The sequence below is a fragment of the Magnetospirillum molischianum DSM 120 genome (genome assembly GCF_000294655.1).
In the GTDB taxonomy this organism is placed as follows: Bacteria; Pseudomonadota; Alphaproteobacteria; order Rhodospirillales; family Magnetospirillaceae; genus Phaeospirillum; species Phaeospirillum molischianum.
Genome location: NZ_CAHP01000001.1, coordinates 1 through 18,290, shown reverse-complemented (window position 1 = coordinate 18,290; position 18,290 = coordinate 1). Strand labels below are relative to the sequence as shown.

The window sequence follows — 18,290 nt, the reverse complement described above, 5'->3', positions numbered from 1 at the left end:
CTCAGGAGAGTAGCGACGGCGAACGCCCGTTTGTCAAGTATCGCGGCCGCACCGAAACGACGAACGAGACGAGACTTGCGAGAGGCGTTGAATTGATATGTTATAACAAAATAAATTGAACCGGACCCCCCATGCTTTCCGAAAACTCACCGCCTCCGTCGCTTCTGGCCTGGAGCGCCCTCGCCCGTCTGGTGGCGGCCGTTTTGTGTCTGGTGCCGCTATGGGCGGCGGTCGGTTGGGCGCTGGGCTGGTGGGGGACGCCCCCATGATCCTCCGCCTGGAGAATCTGACCCTGGGCTATGACCGCTATCCGGCGGTTCACCATCTCAGCGGCACCTTTGCCCCCGGTCGGCTGACCGCCGTAATCGGTCCCAACGGCGCGGGAAAAAGTACGCTGCTGAAAGGGATCAAGGGGCTGCTGCCCACGCTGGGCGGCCGCATCGCATTGAACGCCGAAGAGCGGGGCCGCATCGCCTATTTACCGCAGCAAGCCGAACTGGAACCCGGCTTTCCCATCTCGGTTCTTGATGTCGTCCTGCTCGGCCATTGGCGACGCACCGGTGCCTTTGGCACGATCGGCCCCAATCTGCGCCGCGCGGCGACGGCGGCACTGGAAGCGGTGGGACTGCCCGGCTTCGAACGGCGAGGAATCGGGTCGCTCAGTCTGGGGCAGCGTCAACGGGTCTTATTTGCCCGCCTGATGCTGGAGGACGGACCGGCGATCCTGCTCGACGAGCCGTTCGCCGCAATCGACGCTCGCACCATCGACGATCTGATGGCGGTCGTTTGCCGCTGGGGCGAGGAAGGAAGGACGGTGATCGCCGTGTTGCACGATCTGGAATTGGTGCGACGATCCTTTCCCTTCACCCTGATGTTGGCACGGGAAGCGGTGGCCTGGGGGCCGACAGAAACCGTGTTGGTGCCCGAAACGCTGGAACGGCTGCGCCGGAGCAGCGAGACCTGGGACGAGAACGCGGCGCTTTGCCGCCGGGAATACTCCGATGGCGTATGATCTGCTGATCGCCCCCTTCGCCGATTTCGCCTTCATGCGCCGGGCTTTGGTCGCCTGTCTGGCGCTGTCGCTCGGATGCGCGCCGGTCGGGATGTTCCTGCTCTTGCGGCGCATGAGTCTGTTGGGCGACGCATTGAGTCACTCCGTCCTGCCTGGAGCAGCCATTGGCTTTCTGCTCGGCGGATTGTCGCTGCCGGCAATGGGTCTGGGCGGCTTCGTCGCTGGATTGACGGTCGCGCTGCTATCGGGACTGGCGACCCGCTTCACCGCGTTGCGCGAAGACGCCAACTTCGCCGCGTTCTACCTGATCTCGCTGGCATTGGGGGTGATGATCGTCTCGGCCCACGGCAGCAACGTCGATCTGATGCACGTCTTGTTTGGGTCTGTCCTGGCGGTCGATGACCTGTCGCTTCTGCTGGTCGCCGCCATCGCCTCAATCACCCTGGGCGGTTTTGCCCTGCTGTTCCGCCCGTTGGTCGCCGAATGTTTCGACCCTGGCTTCCTCCGTGCCGCGGGCGGAGCCGGAGCCTGGGTTCACCTCGCCTTTTTGGTGCTGGTCGTGCTCAACCTCGTCGCCGGTTTCCAGGCGCTGGGAACCCTGATGGCGGTAGGATTGATGATGCTGCCGGCAGCGGCAGCCCGGATGTGGGCACGCCGCCTGTGGGCGCTGGTGGCCGTCGCGGCCCTGATCGCCTTTGGCGCGGGCTATGTCGGGCTGGTGCTATCGTTCCGTTTCGACCTACCTTCCGGCCCCGCGATTGTCCTGGTCGCTGGCGTGGTCTACCTCCTATCGCTGCTGCTCGGCAGGGTCGGCGGAGTGCTGCCCCGGTTGATCCGCCCCTCTCATTTCGAAGCCTGAAACAAGACGGCCCTCTCCTGGGGAGAGGGCCGGAATAAAATAATAATCCCGCCGGAACTTACCCGGCGTTCAACCTCACATCTTCGGCGGTGCCGAGGGCTTCGGCCAGAATATTGAGCTTGGCCACCACCGCGTCCGAGGCGACATTCATCTTTTCAATCTCGACCAGAGCATCGTCGAAGCGGCCTTCGGCTGCAAGGGTCAGGGCTGCCTTGGCGGCGGCATGAACCTGGGCATGCGGCTCCTCAATGGCGACATAGGCGGCCGAGTCCTGCAACGCCCGGTCCGACACCGCATCGTACCACTTGCCCAGACGGCAACCGTGATGGTCGGCGATCTCCCCGGCCTGAAGCTGAGACCGCCCCAGCACTCCGTCGAGCACCGAACGCTTGAACGCGATATGGTCGTTCTTGGCGATCTCGACCAGCAACGCCGCCGAGCCGATTCCGGCATAGGCATCGACCTGAGAATCGAGATGGCGGCTCATCCGCCCCATCGAGTCAAGAACCTGGGCCAGCCGGTCGTCGTTGGTGCGGGCCAGAGTAACGATGTTGGCGGTCCCATCGGCCAGATGGCTCGCCGTGCGCGACTGCCGGTCCAGAACATCGGAAATCGTCATCATGCTGGTGCGGACGTCATCGACCTCGGCAGCGATCGATTGGAGCCGTTCGCCCAAATCATCGACCAGAGCGCGGCCCTGATCGACCGCCTGGGTGCTTTCTTCGATAGCCCCGACGATGGTGGACATCTCGTTTTGCAGCGCTTCGATACGGGATCGGATATCAACGGTAGCCTTTGCCGTCTGGTTGGCGAGGTGCTTGACCTCGTTGGCGACAACAGCAAAGCCCTTGCCCGCATCGCCCGCCCGTGCCGCTTCGATGGTGGCGTTCAGGGCCAGCAAATTGGTCTGCCCCGCCACCGCCTCAATCGCGGTAACGATCTGGCCGATCTGGTTCGAAGCCTCGACCAGCCCTTCGACCTTGGCCCCAGCGCCGCCGACGGCAGCGACGATTCGACCGAATGCCGATGCCGCCTCGCGACTGGCCCCCAATCCTCCGCTGGCCGCCTCACCCGCGCTGCCCGCGCCTTTGGCCGCCCCGGCACTGTCGGTCGAGATCGCCGAAATCGAATCCCGCATCTGTTCGATCGAACTCGCCATCCGATCGACCTCACGGGTCGATACATCGATTTCATGCTTCATCCGCGCCAGGGTCATCATCGCTTCGTTACCGAGGCTCGCCGCTTGAACCAACGAACGCAGCACAGTGCGCTGGGACAAATGACGTTCGATCTCGGCCTGACGCCGAGCGGCGGCGCGGTCGGTCTCCAACTCGATCAGCTTGCGGCGGTTCTCGGCGATCTCGCCCAGAACCCCGGCGACTGCGCCGAATTCATCCCCGCGATCGGGCGAGAGCCGCAATCCGGTACCGCTGGCATGAACGACATCGATGTCGTGACGCAAATCGACAAAGCCCGAAGAAACATTGCGGATAATAACGATGCCAAAACCGCCGAACACCAGCAACACTCCGGCCAGAACCAGTCCACGCTGGAGCAAGGCCACGCGGAAATCGGCGTCGATATCGTCAATATAAGCGCCGGACCCCACCATCCAGCCCCACGGAGCGAAGCCCTTGAGATAGGAAATCTTGGCGTAGATTTCCGTGGTCGCGCCCCCGCCCTGCTTGGGCTTGGGCCATTCATAGCCGACAAAGCCCTGGCCACCGCGTTCGACCACCATGACAAAGGCGGCGAACAGATTCACATGGTCGAGAGCCTCGCGAGCACCGCCACCATCGGGACGCAGCCATGTTGCCTTGTCGAACTTCGCCCCCTGCAAGGTGGTGCCGTCCAACGACGGCGAGACCGGGTGCATCACCATCCGCGGTAACGGCTTTCCCAAGTCGTTGATCCACAAATATTCGGCACCGTCATAGCGCATTGTTCTCAGCACACCGATCACTGCCGCCTTGGCCTCGGCCTCGGTCATGCGGCCCTGGGCGGCCTCGGCGGCGTAATGTGTCAACACACCGCTGGCGGTTTCGACTACCCGGCGCAGACTGGTCTCGCGCGCTTCAAGCATGTCGGAGCGCGTTTTAACCGTATCGGTAACAAAAACAATCGCCAGACCACAGAGAGGAAGAAAGACCAGCAACCACAAACGAACGGTGATCCGCATGCGGGTAAAAATGTTTGACAGCCCCATCGGATCGACCCTCGCAAGTCGTTTCGAGATAAACCCAATACTAAGTGCTGGTAACAATCGGCACAAGCGCGCGGACAGGTCGGAGTTGAACCCGACCCATCCAGAAAACCACCTACGCGAACCCGCTTGGCAAACCCCTCTTGGAAAGGCATTGTCAGAAACGTAAAACGGGGGTAACGCCCGTAGCACAAAGGGATGAGGTTTACATGAAGATCGCCATACCGAAAGAGCGGCGCGCTGGCGAAGCGCGGGTCGCAGCGTCTCCTGACACCGTGAAGAAGTTCAAGGGGATGGGATTCGAGGTGGTGGTGGAGACCGGCGCCGGTGCCGGCGCCTCGATCCTTGACGACCATTTCCGCGAGGCCGGAGCCACCATTGCCGCCGATGCCGCCACCGCGCTGGCCGGGGCCAATATCGTCCTGAAAGTACAGCGCCCCCAGGATGACGAGATCGCCCTGATCCCGGAAGGCGCAGTCCTGATCGCCGGCTTGGCCGCGCTCGCCAACCGCGATCTGATCAAGGCGCTGGCCGCACGCAAGATCACCGCCTTTGCGATGGAATTGCTGCCGCGCATCACCCGCGCCCAAAGCATGGATATCCTGTCGTCGCAGGCCAGCCTGGCCGGCTACAAGTCGGTTCTGGACGCCACCGAGCATTTCGGCCGCGCCATTCCGATGATGATGACCGCCGCTGGAACCATCGCCCCGGCCCGCTTCCTGATCTTGGGGGCCGGTGTCGCCGGGCTTCAGGCCATTGCCACCGCCAAGCGGCTGGGCGGCGTGGTCTATGCCTTCGACGTCCGCCCCGCCGTTAAGGAGCAGGTCGAAAGCCTGGGCGGCAAGTTCGTCGAGGTCGATCCCGACGCGGGCAAGGACGCCGAGACCAAGGGCGGCTATGCCAAGGAAATGGACGACGACTATAAAAAGAAGCAGGCGGCGAAGATCGCCGAGGTGCTGAAAAAGACCGACATCGCGATTTCCACCGCCCTGATCCCTGGCAAGCCTGCTCCGGTGCTGATCACCGAAGAGATGGTCAAGGACATGCGCGAAGGCTCGGTGATCGTCGATATGGCGGTCGAGGCGGGCGGCAATTGCCCCCTGTCCGAGTTTGATAAAGTCGTGGTCAAGCACGGCGTTACCCTGGTCGGCCACGGCAACATCCCGGCGAGAATCGCGGTTGACGCTTCGGCGCTGTTCGCTCGCAACCTGCTGAACTTCCTGACCCCGCTGGTCGATAAGGACAGCAACAGTCTGAAATTCAACTGGGACGACGAGATCCTGAAGGGCACGTGTGTGACCCGCGACGGAAGCGTCGTTCATCCCGCGTTGGCCGGCTAAGGAGGCAAGCTGCCATGGATACCACAGAAATCGTCCGTGCCGCCGCCAAGCTCGCCCATGAGACCGAGGCTCTGTCCCTGAAGGCCAACGAAGTGCTTGCCCAGGCGGCGCATCTTCAGGCTCTCAGCGATCACGGGATCGGCTTCGTCTCGTTGCTCACCGTGTTCGTTCTGGCCTGTTTCGTCGGCTATTACGTCGTCTGGCGGGTCACCCCGGCGCTGCACTCGCCGCTGATGGCGGTGACCAACGCGGTGTCGTCGGTGATCATCGTCGGTGCGCTGGTCGCCACCGCGACCGACACCACCGCGTCGCGCCTGTTGGGCTTCCTCGCCGTGATCCTGGCCTCCGTCAACATCTTCGGCGGCTTCCTGGTCACGCAACGCATGCTCGGCATGTTCAAGAAGAAGCAGAAATAGGGAGGACGCGACCGTGGCAAGCAATCTCACTCAATTCGCCTATCTCGTCGCCGCCGTCTGCTTCATCATGGCGTTACGCGGGCTGTCCAGCCCCGAAACGTCGCAGAACGGCAATCGGTGGGGCATGGCGGGCATGGCCATCGCCATTGTCACCACCATCATCACCCCCGACTTCGCCTGGGTTCTGGTGCCGCTCGGCATCCTGATCGGCGGCGGCATCGGAACTGTTGTCGCAAAGAAGATCGAGATGACCGCCCTACCCCAGTTGGTGGCGGCGTTCCACTCTCTGGTCGGTCTGGCGGCAGTATTCGTCGCGGCGGCAGCCTTGTCGGCCCCGGCGGCCTTCTCGATCCTGGCGGCCGATGGCGGCATCAAGGCCGCCTCGCTGATCGAGATGAGCCTGGGAACCGCCATCGGCGCGATCACCTTCACCGGCTCGCTGGTCGCCTTCGCCAAGCTTCAGGGTTTGGTCAGCGGCAGGCCGCTGGTGTTCAAGGGACAGCACCCGCTGAATGCCGGTCTCGGCATCCTGCTGCTGGCTCTGGTCGTGCTGTTCGCCTTCTCCGGTGGTTCGGTCGCCCTGTTCGTTGCAATCGTTGTGGTGGCGCTGGCGCTGGGCTTCCTGCTGATCCTGCCGATCGGCGGTGCCGACATGCCGGTGGTCGTCTCGATGCTCAATTCCTATTCGGGTTGGGCGGCGGCCGGTATCGGCTTCACCCTTGGCAACCCGCTGTTGATTGTCACCGGCGCATTGGTCGGGTCCAGCGGTGCGATCCTGTCCTACATCATGTGCAAGGGGATGAACCGCTCGATCATCAACGTCATCCTGGGCGGCTTCGGCGGCGAAGTGGCGGGAGAAGGCGGAGCGGCTGCGGGCGGCGGTGCCGACCGTGCGGTCAAGGCCGGTTCGGCCGACGACGCCGCCTTCATCATGAAGAACGCATCGAAGGTCATCATCGTTCCAGGCTATGGCATGGCGGTGGCACAGGCCCAGCATGCCCTGCGCGAAATGGCCGACTTGCTGAAAAAGGAAGGCGTCGATGTCCGTTACGCCATCCATCCAGTGGCGGGTCGCATGCCCGGTCATATGAACGTCTTGCTGGCCGAAGCCAACGTTCCCTATGACGAGGTGTTCGAACTGGAGGAGATCAACCACGAATTCGGCACCGCCGATGTCGCCTTTGTTATCGGTGCCAACGACGTCACCAACCCGGCGGCAAAGTCCGATCCGAAAAGCCCGATCTTCGGGATGCCGATCCTTGACGTCGAAAAGGCCAAGACGGTGCTGTTCATCAAACGCTCGATGGCATCCGGCTATGCCGGTGTCGAAAACGACCTGTTCTTCCGTCCCAACACGATGATGCTGTTCGGCGATGCGAAGAAGGTCACCGAGCAGATCGTCAAGGCGCTGGACTGAGTCTTCACCCGAATCGGCTCTGTTATCTTAAAAGGCCCGCGCCACCAGCGCGGGCCTTTTTCGTTATATGTCACCGATTGATCGAGATCTCTGCAATCAGATGCATCCTGTACCTTGAAGAAAGGCGGGAGAAGACCGACTTTGTATAAAGAGAAATCACGCCGCCGCCATGGCGGTGCCAGGGCAGGAGAGAACGGGATGACGCGTTATATATGTTCCGTCTGCGGTTTCGTTTATGACCCGGCCATTGGCTTGCCCGACGAAGACATTCCACCCGGTACGCCGTTCGAATCCTTGCCCGACGACTGGATTTGCCCTGAATGTGGGGTGAGCAAGGCTGACTTCTCCGAGCTGGAGGATTAAAGCGATGACTTCGACCGCAGACGGGGTGGTCATCGTCGGCAGCGGGTTGGCAGGCTATACCTTCGCCCGCGAATTGCGGCGGCGCGACAGCGCTGTTCAGATCACCCTCATCACCGCCGACGGCGGCGAGGCGTACAGCAAGCCCATGCTGTCTGCCGCATTCGCCCAGGGTAAGACCCACGCTGATCTGGTGCAGAAGGCCGCCGCCTTGGTCGCGTCGGACCTGTCGATCCGGGTGATGACCCGGCATCAGGTTGAAATGATCCACCGCGACCGCCGCCGCCTGACCCTGCGCCGTCCCGACGGCACCGGAACGGAAATCGGCTATGAGCAATTGGTGCTGGCCGTCGGGGCCGATCCCCGGCCCTATCGGGTCGAAGGCAGCGCCGCCGCCGGTCTGTTCACAGTCAACGATCTGGACGATTACGCCCTCTGGCGTGAGGCGCTGACTCCCGGCGCACGCGTGCTGCTGATTGGGGCCGGGCTGATCGGCTGTGAATTCGCCAACGATCTCGTCACCGGCGGCCATGCCGTTACCCTGGTCGATCCCGCCCCCTGGCCATTAGGCCGCCTCTTGCCCGCCGAACTAGGCATTGCGATGGCGGCAGCATTGGCCAAAGCCGGAGCCGTACTTCACCTGAACCGTTCCGTAACAGCCTTCACCCCCGGTCTGGCTGTCCTCGACGATGGCACCCAAATTCCGTTCGACCGCGCGTTGACCGCGATAGGGCTGGTGCCGCGAACCGCGCTGGCCGCAGCGGCCGGGTTGGCCGTGATGCGGGGAATCGTCGTCGATCGCCTTTTGCGCACTTCGGACCCGTCGATTTACGCGCTGGGCGATTGCGCCGAAACCGAAGTCGGCCCCCTGCCCTACATCGCCCCGCTGCTCGCCGAGGCCAAAGCCCTGGCCGCCACTCTGGCCGGGACCGAAACGCCCCTGGCCTTACCCGCGCTGCCGGTGGTGGTCAAGACCCCTGCCTTGCCGACCACGGTCTGCCCCCCGCCTCCCGGTGCCGAGGGGCATTGGCGGGTCGAAGGAGAGGGCTGTGACCTGAAGGCGCTGTTCGTCGGACCCGATGGCCAGCCGCTCGGCTTCGCTCTGTGCGGCAAGCGGACGGCTGAGGCCCGCACCCTGGCCACCGAGATACCGCCGCTTCTGGCATGAGGGCAGGGAGATAGAGATGACATTGCCCCGTTCGGTCATCTCATTGGAAAGAAAGAACAAATCTCCAGCTTGTGTGAATTTTCGACATACGAGGATTTTTTTATCTTTTCCCAGGGCAAAAACAGCGTATATAGCGACTTCAGGTGAGACGTACAGCGCACGTGCCTCTGACCACCGTATGGTCAGGCAACGACGTCAAAGGCGTCTTCTGGGTGCAAGCGGGCTAAACCCCCGGGTGCTTGGAGGAAATCTTATGATCGCGATTGCCCGGCACGCTATGGCGTCGTCCGTGACCATTATTCCCAAATCACAGGGATTCAAACCTCGGCAGGCCTGGGCTTTGCTCTGGGTTGATGTCCGAAGTACGTCCAAGCGGGACTGACGACANNCCCTATTTCGTGTTGTCAAACCGTCGTCCCCGACTTCGCCTGACCGGCGGAGGATGGGGTTTCGTCGCCATCTGTCCTGTTCAAGGACCCGATGGGTCCGTTTGGAGCTTGCCATGACCGCCAAGATCGCCCGCTTCCTCGAAGAAGTTCGCCCTGTCACCCCCTGCGTTGTGGTTGATCTCGATGTCGTCCGAGACAACTACCTCGGACTGCGCCGCTGGTTGCCGCTCGCGGATGTCTATTACGCGGTCAAGGCCAACCCGGCCCCCGAGATCGTGCGGATGTTGACCGCGCTGGGATCGAATTTCGATGTCGCCTCACGCGGCGAGATCGACCTGTGCCTCTCCAGCGGAGTCTCCGCCGAGAACATCTCGTTCGGCAACACCATCAAGAAGCAGCGCGATATCGCCTACGCCTACGAAAAGGGCGTTCGCCTTTATGCTTTCGATTGCGAAGCCGAGCTGGAAAAACTGGCTGAAGCCGCACCCGGCTCGCGGGTGTTCTGCCGCATCCTGATGACTTGCGACGGTGCCGAATGGCCGCTGTCACGCAAATTCGGCTGCGAAATCGACATGGCCCGCGATCTGCTGGTCCGTGCGCGCGACCTGGGCCTTGATCCCTATGGCGTATCCTTCCATGTCGGCAGCCAGCAGACCGACCTCAGCCAGTGGGACATCGCGGTCGGCAAGGCGGCGATGCTGTTCACTGCGCTGGATGCCGTTGGCGTCGAGTTGCGGATGGTCAATCTTGGTGGTGGCTTCCCTGCCCGCTATCGCAGCGACATCCCGGCGGTCGAACGCTATGCCGACGCGGTGATGAGCGCGATGACCAACCATTTCGGCAATAACATCCCGGCGATGATCATCGAACCCGGTCGCTCGTTGGTCGGCGATGCCGGCATTCTCGAAACCGAAGTCGTCCTGATCAGCCGCAAGGGCTATGACGAAGACGTTCGTTGGGTCTATCTCGACGTCGGCAAGTTCGGCGGTCTGGCCGAAACAATGGACGAGGCGATCAAGTACCGCATCCTGACCACCCGCGACGGCGACGATACCGCCCCCGTCGTACTGGCCGGTCCGACCTGCGATTCCGCCGATATCCTGTACGAAAAGTCGAATTACGAAATGCCGGTCAGCCTCAAGGTCGGCGACAAGGTTCGCATCCTGTCAACCGGGGCCTACACCACCTCGTACTCGGCGGTGAATTTCAACGGCTTCGATCCGCTGAAGGCTTACTTCATCTAAGCGGGTAAAAGTCCACGGCCACCGGCAGAACTCCGTAAAGTGTCCGGGAGGCTTAAAGCCTCCCGGACAGGATTTGGAGTGACGCCCGACACGCCTCAAACCGGCCAACCCTGGATTTGGCCGGTTGGTATCAAACGGCGAAAAGAGCCGCCGCGATACGTCGATCTTCGGTCAACAGCACATTGAACGTGCGACAGGCCGCACCGGTATCCATCGTTTCGACCCGCACCCCGGCCGCAGCCAGACCCGCACGCACGGTCGGCGGCAAAGGCCGAAGCGCCGGTCCACATCCCACCAACAACAATTCTGGAATCGGTGCGGCAGCGATAACCGGAGCCAAGGCCTCGAGTCCAAGCGCGGCAATGTCGGCGCAGGCCCAGGCCTGGGTCGCTTCGGGAAAGACCAGAACCGAACCACACCAACGTTGTCCGGCGATAAGGAACCCGCCATCGCCATAGGCTTGGATCAGCTGGCGTCCCGGCGCAAGACGGGGATTGAGATCCATGTCGATATCCTTTGCTCTCAAAGGCGCCCTCCCAATACTAAGAGGGTGTCCCGTTACTCGCCATTCCGGTTTATTCTCTCTCCATATTACCGGCTCCCCCCGTTCCCCAAAGGCACGGGCAACGGAATCGGGCTTGTCTCATCAAAGATCGCTACAAGCGGTCCCGCAACGAGAGGACGCCAATATGGATGATATTCCGGATCGGGCCGATATCAAGGTGACTCCGCCGGTCATCTTTTCCATTTATCTCGCCGTTGGGTTCCTGTTCGCGTGGGCGTCTTCGCTCCACGCTCTTCCTGGCGTGCTCGCGCGCGGGTTGGGAATTTCCCTGCTATTGGCAGCGGCAGCGGTCGCAACAACCGCGATCCTGGCGCTGAACCGCCACGGGACGCCAATTCACCCCCGCCACGCCACCACCGCCATCGTCGGCGAAGGGCCATACCGCTTCTCGCGCAACCCGCTTTACCTGTCGCTGGTGGCGATCTATTTCGGATTGGCGCTGCTGCTCAACTCACTGTGGATGGTTCTGTTAGGGATCGCCCTGGCCGTCACCCTTCAACGGGTGGTGATCTTGGCCGAGGAGCGCTACCTCGAAGACAAATTCGGCGAGTCCTACCTTGCTTACAAGGCCAAGGTCAGCCGCTGGCTGTAGCGGGAACACTCCTCGCCTCGGCCCGAAGAATGGTCCGAGGCGAGGAAAAACGCTTATTCCCCAACATTGAGCAAAGCGCCACGAACCCGCGCCCCGTGCCAGGCATAGAGAAACAGCCCGATCCCCAGGCTGAGATAGACCAGATCAAGCGCCAGAGCCGACAGCATCAAATCGGTGCGGACGACGCCATGGGTCATCACCTCGCGCATTCCCTCGAACACATGAGCGGGTGGCAACGCCCAAGCCACTGGCTGCAACCAGTCTGGTAGAACCGAGATCGGGTAATAGACTCCGGCCAGCGGGCCGATGGCGAAGATCATCACCCAGGCAAGGCTTTCCGCTCCCAGCCCGAAACGCAACACCATCGCCGACACCGCAAGGCCGGTCGCCCAGCCCATCATCGTCAGCAAAGCCCAAAACACCAGCAACGGCGCGCCCAGCGAGAACAGCGAGAAATGGTAAAGCGGAATCGCCAGAAACGCCGCCGGCAACACTCCAATCATGGTGCGGATGAAGCTCATCACCAGGATTGACGCCACCATCTCGCCGGGGCGGAGCGGACTGACCGAGAGATAGCCGAGATTGCGCGACCACATTTCTTCCAGGAAGGACAGCGCTACCCCCAGATTGCCCCGGAACATCACATCCCACAGCAGCGCGCCCGCGATCAGCACCCCCCCGGCCTGAGCGAACCAGGATGAGTTGTTCGAGAGGAACTGACTGGTGAAGCCCCACATCACCACGTTGATCAGCGGCCAATAGGCCATTTCGATCAACCGCAGCCACGAACCGCGCAGGATATAGAGGTGGCGCAGACACAGCCCGGCCACCCGCCGAACCGACAGAATCATGGCTCCCTCCGGCACGGATCGTCGGGACGGCGGCGGTCGCGGGCGATATCGAGGAACACCTCCTCCATCGTGTCGCGGGCATATCGGGCGAACAGTTCGGCGGGGGTGCCGCGATCGACAATCCGTCCCGTCTTCATGATCAGTACCTGATCGCACATCCGTTCGACTTCGGTCATGTTGTGCGAGGCTAGCAACAAGGTTGCCCCGGTGCGGCGGCGATAATCCTGGAAATAGCCGCGGAGCCAATCGGCGGTGTCGGGATCGAGCGAAGCGGTCGGCTCGTCGAGCAGAAGCAATTCGGGCTGGTTGAGCAGGGCGCGCGCCATCGACACCCGCGTCTTCTGCCCCGCCGACAACTTTCCCGCCGGCCGGTCAAGCAAGCCGGTCAGGTCGAGATCGCGACACAATTCGGCCATCCGCGCCTTCAATCCCGGCACGCCGTACAGGTGGCCGTAAACAGTCAGGTTTTCACGCACCGTCAAGCGGTGAGGCAGATCGACATAGGGACTGGAAAAATTGACTCGCGGCAACACCCGATAGCGGTGGCGGATCATGTCTTGACCCAAAAGCGAGATCTCGCCACTGGTCGGCAGCAGCAACCCAAGCAGCATCGACAGGGTGGTTGTCTTTCCCGCGCCGTTGCCGCCCAGAAGCGCGGTGACCGTACCGGGTTGGACGGTAAAGCTGATCGTATCGACCGCCACCACCGTCCCGAACCGCTTGGTGACGTCCCGGACCTCGACCGCGTTCACGGGCGGGGCCGTGCGCGAAGACGCTTGCCCGAGTCTCCCTGGATCAGAGACTCGATGTGACGACCCTGGAACAAGCTGATGCCGACCGAGTGACCGAACTCGACCGACGCAGGATTGTCGCAGCGACACAAGACGATGCGATTAACCCCGATCCGGCGCAGCGCGCTGGTGCGGTTATCCTTTTCCTTCGTCAGGGCGGGATCCCAGATCAGCTTGATCAGGTCGGCCCCTAACCGCTCGCGATCGACAAATGGCAACTGAGCATAACTCAGCCCATCGACGCAGATACGATAGCCCCGGTCGTGGGCGAAATCGCGGGCGAACAGATACGCCCCAAGGTCGGCGAAGATATCGACCTTTTGCAGTTCGAGGACGATGGTCCCGCGCATCCCTGCCTTCACGTTGTCGTCGAACACCAGGAATTCCGGTCCCAGGATCGTCGAGACGTTGAGGTTGATGCTGATATCGCCTTCCAGGGTACGGTCATCATGCTTGTTCAACATGCTGAGAACCCGGCGGTCGAGGGTCTCGGTCAATTGTTGGAACAACCAGGGATTGGAATTGACGTTGACCGACGGCAGCAAAGTCTGGCGCAGATCGGCAATCGAGATGAATAATTCGTGGAACACGGGCTGCGGTTGGGCCTTGCCGACCATCGCGCACACCGCTTGGCGGCGCAGCAGGTTGGCTAGGTCGGCCTGCCCCAGCGCCGCTTCGACCTGGATCAGCAGATCCGGGGTGAATGGCGTCCCCTGCTGCTTCTGCATCCGGGTGGAATCGCTCGCGGCGCTTTCGCTGGAAGCGGCACGACGAGACGCTTCCTCCTTCACCATTTTCTGGGCCAGGGTCCGCAGCAGATCGTATTCGCGGTCCAGGCTGTACCACGTACTGAACACCGATTGAGGAGCCAGATGTTCGTCGCTGACCAGCGGATCGTCCGAGAACAGAAAGCGCAGCTTGACCACCGCCGCCTCGATCTCATCCTGCGCCTGAGCCTTATAGATCAGCATCAGGTCGGAATTGGACAGCACGAACAGCTGGGCCTGCATCAGCTTGACCAGCGGATCGAAAGTCCCGGCGGCGATACGCAGATGGTGGTCACGCCGGTTCTGAGCCAACAGCCCCGACAGATGAATATGCACCGCCTTACGATCTTGGCGGTGGCGTTCCAACCGGCGGACGTAATCCAGCATCAGGGATTCCTGGCTGGTGGCACGGGCGGCGGCGGTCGGGGACGGCGGCGGGGATCGCATTGGCTTCGCCTTTCCTCCTACTGCAAAGCCCGCAGCGGCGGGAACAGGTCAAGCATGTCGGCATTGCCGCATTCGGTGCGGATCGTGCCGGTGATGATCCCATGGCGCGACGTGCATTGAGCCAGAGAACAGGCGGCGGCCTTGTCGCAGACGCCCATCGTGGCGGCGGCGGTCATTGAATCGAGGAATCGCCCTTGGAACATTCTGATCCCGATGGACAGCCCCCACGAGATCGCGGTTTCGGTCTCACACCGCGAAAGGATCACCCGATCGAATCCCACTGGTGCCAAGGCGTGCTGGATTTCCGCAGTACGGATATCGTCGAGCATGTCCTGGCTCCAACTCAGCTTGACGTAATCGGTGTCGAACAGTTCGCAATCCATGAATTGGAGTCCGACCGAGGTCATCCCGTCCAACACCGTCTTATGACCGCGCGTGCGCAGCCGGTCGCGGGCATGGAAAAAGCCATCGAGATTGTTGAAGACATCGAGCATCTGGAACTCGACCAACAACCCGGCCTTCCCCCGTACCGCCGCCTCGAATTTCCGAAAAGCCGGTGTCTCGATGGTGCTGACGTTGAGGTTGAGCGAGAAGGCTCGCGGTAGTACCTGGAATCCGGCATCGCCTAGCGTCGCCAGAACCTGCTGATCCAGTTCCTGCGACAGATGCTGGAACAGCCATCGATTGCACAGAATGTCGATATCGGGAGCCAGCACCTTTTGCAGGTCGGCAATCGACATATAGAATTCCTGGAACTCCACTTCGGCGGCGGTATGCCCGACGATCCGGATACAAGCCTGACGGCGCACCACCCCGGCGATATCGGTATTGCCGATCCCGTCCAGAACCCGGACCAGGGTGGTGGCTTCAAGCGGCAACCGCTTGGGAGTGGGGGCCATATCAATCTTAGTCTTGCGTACCTCGGCCACCATCTCGCCACAAAGCGAGAAAAACGCCTCGTAATCGCATTCAAGATCGTACAGCGCGACGAAACGGTCGGTTCCGTCGGCCGATTCAGCATAGGTCAGCGGATCGGTCGAGAACAGAGCACGCAACTTGTAGACGATTGCGTCAAGGTCCGGGATCTGCGCGTCCTTGCAGATCAGCATGATGTCGGAATTGGACAGCAGGAAGATCTGGCCGCGATAGACGCTGACCATCGACTCGAACATGCGGAAAGCGATGCGAATCCGGCCTTCCTCGCGATTGGCGGGAAGCAGGCGGGACAAATGCAAGTGCAGCGCCTGACGGCCCTCGCGCAACCGGCCGACACGCTCGGCGGCGTCGAAAAGCAGGCTTTCCGGCGTTACGACTTCCTGCGGTTTTCCTCCGAACGCCCCGGCGTTCATCCAGCCCTCTTTGGTCCAGCCCCTATTATCGGAGCCTCAGGTGCGAACCGGCCGGATACTTCCCTGGCCGATATATAGAGATACCATCGGCCTTGGCGGGGTTCCTAGAGCAATTTCACGATCCACCCCGCCAACCGGACGCGACCCCGCGCCCGGCTGGCGGTACGAATCAAGCCCGACCGAACACCCGACAGAAGATGGTATCGACATGTTTGGTGTGGTAGCCGAGATCGAACAGCGATTCCAGCACCGGGGCGGTCAGATGGGCGGTAACCTGCTCGTCGGCTTTCAGCAGATCGAGGAAATTCGCCCCTTCCTGCCACACCTTCATCGCGTTGCGCTGCACCGCCTTATAGCTGTCCTCGCGGCTCATCCCCGCCTGGGTCAATGCCAGCAGCACCCGCTGCGAGAACACCAACCCACCCAACTGATTCAGGTTGCGAGCAACGGCGTCGGGATAGATCACCAGGGTTTCGACCACACCGGCCAGCCGGTTGAGGGCGAAATCGAGGGTGACAGTGGCGTCGGGGCCGATCATCCGCTCGACCGACGAATGCGAGATGTCGCGTTCGTGCCACAGAGCGATGTTCTCCAGTGCCGGGGTGACCATGCCCCGCACCAGACGGGACAAACCAGTCAGGTTCTCGGTCAATACCGGGTTACGCTTGTGCGGCATCGCCGAGCTGCCCTTCTGACCGGGAGAGAAATATTCCTCGGCCTCGCGCACTTCGGTGCGCTGAAGGTGGCGGATTTCGGTCGCCAGATGCTCGACCGACCCGGCAATGACGCCCAGGGTCGCAAAGAACAGAGCGTGGCGGTCACGCGGGATCACCTGGGTCGAGACCGGCTCGGGGATCAGACCCAGCTTCGCCGCGACATGCACCTCGACGCGGGGATCGATATTGGCGAAAGTGCCGACGGCGCCGGAAATGGCACAGGTCGCGATATCGGCACGCGCCGCCAACAGCCGCACGCGGGCGCGCTGGAAGGCGGCATGGAAGCCCGCGAACTTCAGGCCGATCGTCACCGGCTCGGCATGAATGCCGTGGCTGCGGCCCATGCAAGCCAAGTCTTTATATTCAAAGGCACGCTTTTCCAGCGCCGCCAGCACCCGGTCGATATCGGCCAGCAACAGGTCGGCGGCCTGGGTCAACTGCACCGCCAGACAGGTATCGAGCACGTCGGACGAGGTCATTCCCTGGTGGATGAAGCGGGATTCGGCCCCGACATGCTCGGCCAGCTCGGTCAGAAAAGCGATGACGTCGTGCTTGGTCTCGCGCTCGATCTCATCGATGCGAGCAATCCGCTCGGGCGTATAGACCAGATCGCCCCGCGCCCACACCGCTCGGGCGGCCTCGACCGGGATCACCCCGATCTCGGCCAGGGCGTCACAGGCATGAGCCTCGATTTCGAACCAAATACGAAAGCGGTTCGCAGGCTCCCAGATGCGGGTCATCTCGGGGCGGCTATAGCGCGGAATCATTAAGAACCTCGGATAGGTGGGTATGTTTGGACAAATGGAGAGAACGCCGCCTCAGGGCAAGCGCTCGTCGATAAAGCGCCCTTCGGCAACGGCGCGCTGGTCCTGGCGCAGCAACTCGGACAGGGCACTGTCGGGACGGGCTTCGCCCCAATGATCGTAATGAACCAGTTCGTCGAGCGGCAGGCGCGGACGCCAACCGGCGGCCTGGAGTTCGGGTGTCTTGTGATAGCCCCGCACCTTACCGACGCACAGATACGCGATCGGCAGGATTTGGGGTGGAATCCCCAGCGCCTCCCGAACCGTATCGTTGTCGAAGATACTGACCCAACCGACTCCCAGCCCTTCGGCGCGCGCGGCCAGCCACAAATTCTCGACGGCACAGACCGAGCTGAACAAATCCATCGTCGGGATATGAGTCCGCCCGATCACCACCGGACCGGCGCGGTCACGGTCGCAGGTCACGCAAATATTGACCGGCGATTCTAGAATGCCTTCCAACTTCAGCGAACGATAGATATCGCGCTTGTCCTCGGAAAACATCATCGCCGCTTCGGCATGGGCCTTGACGAAGGCATCGTGAACCTTGGTCCGCACCGCCTGGTCACGGACCAGGACGAAACTCCATGGCTGCATGTAGCCAACCGACGGAGCGTGGTGGGCGGCGATCAGCAGACGGCTCAACACCTCATCTGAAATCGGATCGGGGAGAAACTCGCCCCGCGTGTCGCGCCGGGTCAGAATGGCGCGATAAACGCCATCGCGCTCGGCTTCGGGCAGCGGAACGGCTGGCAACAGGGCATCGGTCATTGTCGGGCTCCCCGTGGCGCCGCAAAGACGCGGCGGATCGTCCGGTTTATAGCCGATCCCCCCCGCCGCCGTCACCCCCCGAGAGGGAGCGGAACCAGACCAGCCGCACGCAGACACCGATGTCTATTTTGAATCATTACAAAACTATCATCCCACCGGAAAACCCTACGCGGTAAATCCGTCCCATGGCATTGTTTGATCATGAGATTTGGATCAACCGGCCACAGAGC

Annotated in this window: 18 protein-coding genes; 10 read left to right on the top strand and 8 right to left on the bottom strand. The window is 61.9% G+C overall.

Annotated elements, in window-relative coordinates; genetic code table 11:
- Positions 1–131: 131 nt before the first annotated feature.
- The 3 genes from PHAMO_RS19670 to PHAMO_RS00080 are packed head-to-tail and all read left to right on the top strand — an operon-like array spanning position 132 to position 1,871.
- Positions 132–269: a hypothetical protein gene (locus PHAMO_RS19670; protein ID WP_162136932.1), complete on the top strand. Its 138-nt coding sequence runs from the start codon at positions 132–134 to the stop codon at positions 267–269.
- Positions 266–1,012, top strand: coding sequence for a metal ABC transporter ATP-binding protein (locus tag PHAMO_RS00085; RefSeq protein WP_002725169.1), 747 nt, complete (start codon positions 266–268; stop codon positions 1,010–1,012). Before PHAMO_RS19670 ends, PHAMO_RS00085 begins: the two co-directional genes overlap by 4 nt.
- Entirely contained in the window at positions 1,002–1,871 is an 870-nt protein-coding gene (locus PHAMO_RS00080; RefSeq protein ID WP_002725167.1) for a metal ABC transporter permease, read from the top strand. The genes PHAMO_RS00085 and PHAMO_RS00080 overlap by 11 nt, the downstream gene beginning before the upstream one ends.
- 58 nt (positions 1,872–1,929) lie before the next feature.
- Here the strand turns inward: PHAMO_RS00080 and PHAMO_RS00075 are convergent, their stop codons facing one another.
- The gene (locus PHAMO_RS00075; protein ID WP_002725165.1) at positions 1,930–4,077 is read right to left on the bottom strand and encodes a methyl-accepting chemotaxis protein; all 2,148 of its coding nucleotides are present in this window, start codon (positions 4,075–4,077) and stop codon (positions 1,930–1,932) included.
- Positions 4,078–4,283: 206 nt separating this feature from the next.
- On the opposite strand from PHAMO_RS00075, the gene PHAMO_RS00070 reads away from it, so the two are divergent.
- The 6 genes from PHAMO_RS00070 to PHAMO_RS00045 all read left to right on the top strand — a co-directional run bounded on the left by PHAMO_RS00070 (position 4,284) and on the right by PHAMO_RS00045 (position 10,408).
- A complete protein-coding gene (locus tag PHAMO_RS00070) occupies positions 4,284–5,414 on the top strand; it encodes a Re/Si-specific NAD(P)(+) transhydrogenase subunit alpha (protein ID WP_002725163.1) in 1,131 nt (376 codons plus the stop codon).
- 14 nt (positions 5,415–5,428) lie between these two features.
- Positions 5,429–5,830 carry a proton-translocating transhydrogenase family protein gene (locus PHAMO_RS00065; protein ID WP_002725161.1) on the top strand — a complete coding sequence of 134 codons (402 nt, stop codon included), beginning with the start codon at positions 5,429–5,431 and terminating at the stop codon, positions 5,828–5,830.
- Between the two features lie 67 nt (positions 5,831–5,897).
- A complete protein-coding gene (locus tag PHAMO_RS00060) occupies positions 5,898–7,247 on the top strand; it encodes an NAD(P)(+) transhydrogenase (Re/Si-specific) subunit beta (RefSeq protein ID WP_051002341.1) in 1,350 nt (449 codons plus the stop codon).
- Between the two features lie 198 nt (positions 7,248–7,445).
- Positions 7,446–7,610: a rubredoxin gene (gene rd, locus PHAMO_RS00055; RefSeq protein ID WP_002725157.1), complete on the top strand. Its 165-nt coding sequence runs from the start codon at positions 7,446–7,448 to the stop codon at positions 7,608–7,610.
- Between the two features lie 4 nt (positions 7,611–7,614).
- On the top strand, positions 7,615–8,775 hold the full coding sequence (locus tag PHAMO_RS00050; RefSeq protein ID WP_002725155.1) for an FAD-dependent oxidoreductase: 1,161 nt from the start codon (positions 7,615–7,617) through the stop codon (positions 8,773–8,775).
- 502 nt (positions 8,776–9,277) lie between these two features.
- Positions 9,278–10,408: a type III PLP-dependent enzyme gene (locus PHAMO_RS00045; RefSeq protein WP_002725153.1), complete on the top strand. Its 1,131-nt coding sequence runs from the start codon at positions 9,278–9,280 to the stop codon at positions 10,406–10,408.
- 130 nt (positions 10,409–10,538) lie between these two features.
- Here PHAMO_RS00045 and PHAMO_RS00040 read toward each other — a convergent pair whose 3' ends face one another.
- Positions 10,539–10,913, bottom strand: coding sequence for an Mth938-like domain-containing protein (locus PHAMO_RS00040; RefSeq protein WP_040565982.1), 375 nt, complete (start codon positions 10,911–10,913; stop codon positions 10,539–10,541).
- Positions 10,914–11,097: 184 nt separating this feature from the next.
- Between PHAMO_RS00040 and PHAMO_RS00035 the strand changes: the two genes are divergently transcribed.
- Complete coding sequence (locus tag PHAMO_RS00035; protein ID WP_002725148.1) at positions 11,098–11,565, top strand: methyltransferase family protein; 468 nt, start codon at positions 11,098–11,100, stop codon at positions 11,563–11,565.
- Between the two features lie 53 nt (positions 11,566–11,618).
- On the opposite strand, the gene PHAMO_RS00030 is transcribed toward PHAMO_RS00035, so the two are convergent.
- The 6 genes from PHAMO_RS00030 to bluB all read right to left on the bottom strand — a co-directional run bounded on the left by PHAMO_RS00030 (position 11,619) and on the right by bluB (position 18,060).
- Entirely contained in the window at positions 11,619–12,416 is a 798-nt protein-coding gene (locus tag PHAMO_RS00030) for an ABC transporter permease (protein ID WP_040565981.1), read from the bottom strand.
- Complete coding sequence (locus PHAMO_RS00025; protein ID WP_002725144.1) at positions 12,413–13,168, bottom strand: ABC transporter ATP-binding protein; 756 nt, start codon at positions 13,166–13,168, stop codon at positions 12,413–12,415. The genes PHAMO_RS00030 and PHAMO_RS00025 overlap by 4 nt, the downstream gene beginning before the upstream one ends.
- Complete coding sequence (locus tag PHAMO_RS00020; protein ID WP_002725142.1) at positions 13,165–14,421, bottom strand: hypothetical protein; 1,257 nt, start codon at positions 14,419–14,421, stop codon at positions 13,165–13,167. The genes PHAMO_RS00025 and PHAMO_RS00020 overlap by 4 nt, the downstream gene beginning before the upstream one ends.
- A 17-nt stretch (positions 14,422–14,438) precedes the next feature.
- Complete coding sequence (locus tag PHAMO_RS00015; protein ID WP_002725141.1) at positions 14,439–15,770, bottom strand: hypothetical protein; 1,332 nt, start codon at positions 15,768–15,770, stop codon at positions 14,439–14,441.
- A gap of 169 nt (positions 15,771–15,939) precedes the next feature.
- Positions 15,940–17,253, bottom strand: coding sequence for an adenylosuccinate lyase (gene purB / locus PHAMO_RS00010; RefSeq protein ID WP_002725139.1), 1,314 nt, complete (start codon positions 17,251–17,253; stop codon positions 15,940–15,942).
- A gap of 51 nt (positions 17,254–17,304) precedes the next feature.
- Positions 17,305–18,060 (bottom strand): 5,6-dimethylbenzimidazole synthase, encoded by a 756-nt coding sequence (gene bluB / locus PHAMO_RS00005; RefSeq protein ID WP_002725138.1) that lies wholly within the window; start codon positions 18,058–18,060, stop codon positions 17,305–17,307.
- Positions 18,061–18,290 lie beyond the last annotated feature (230 nt).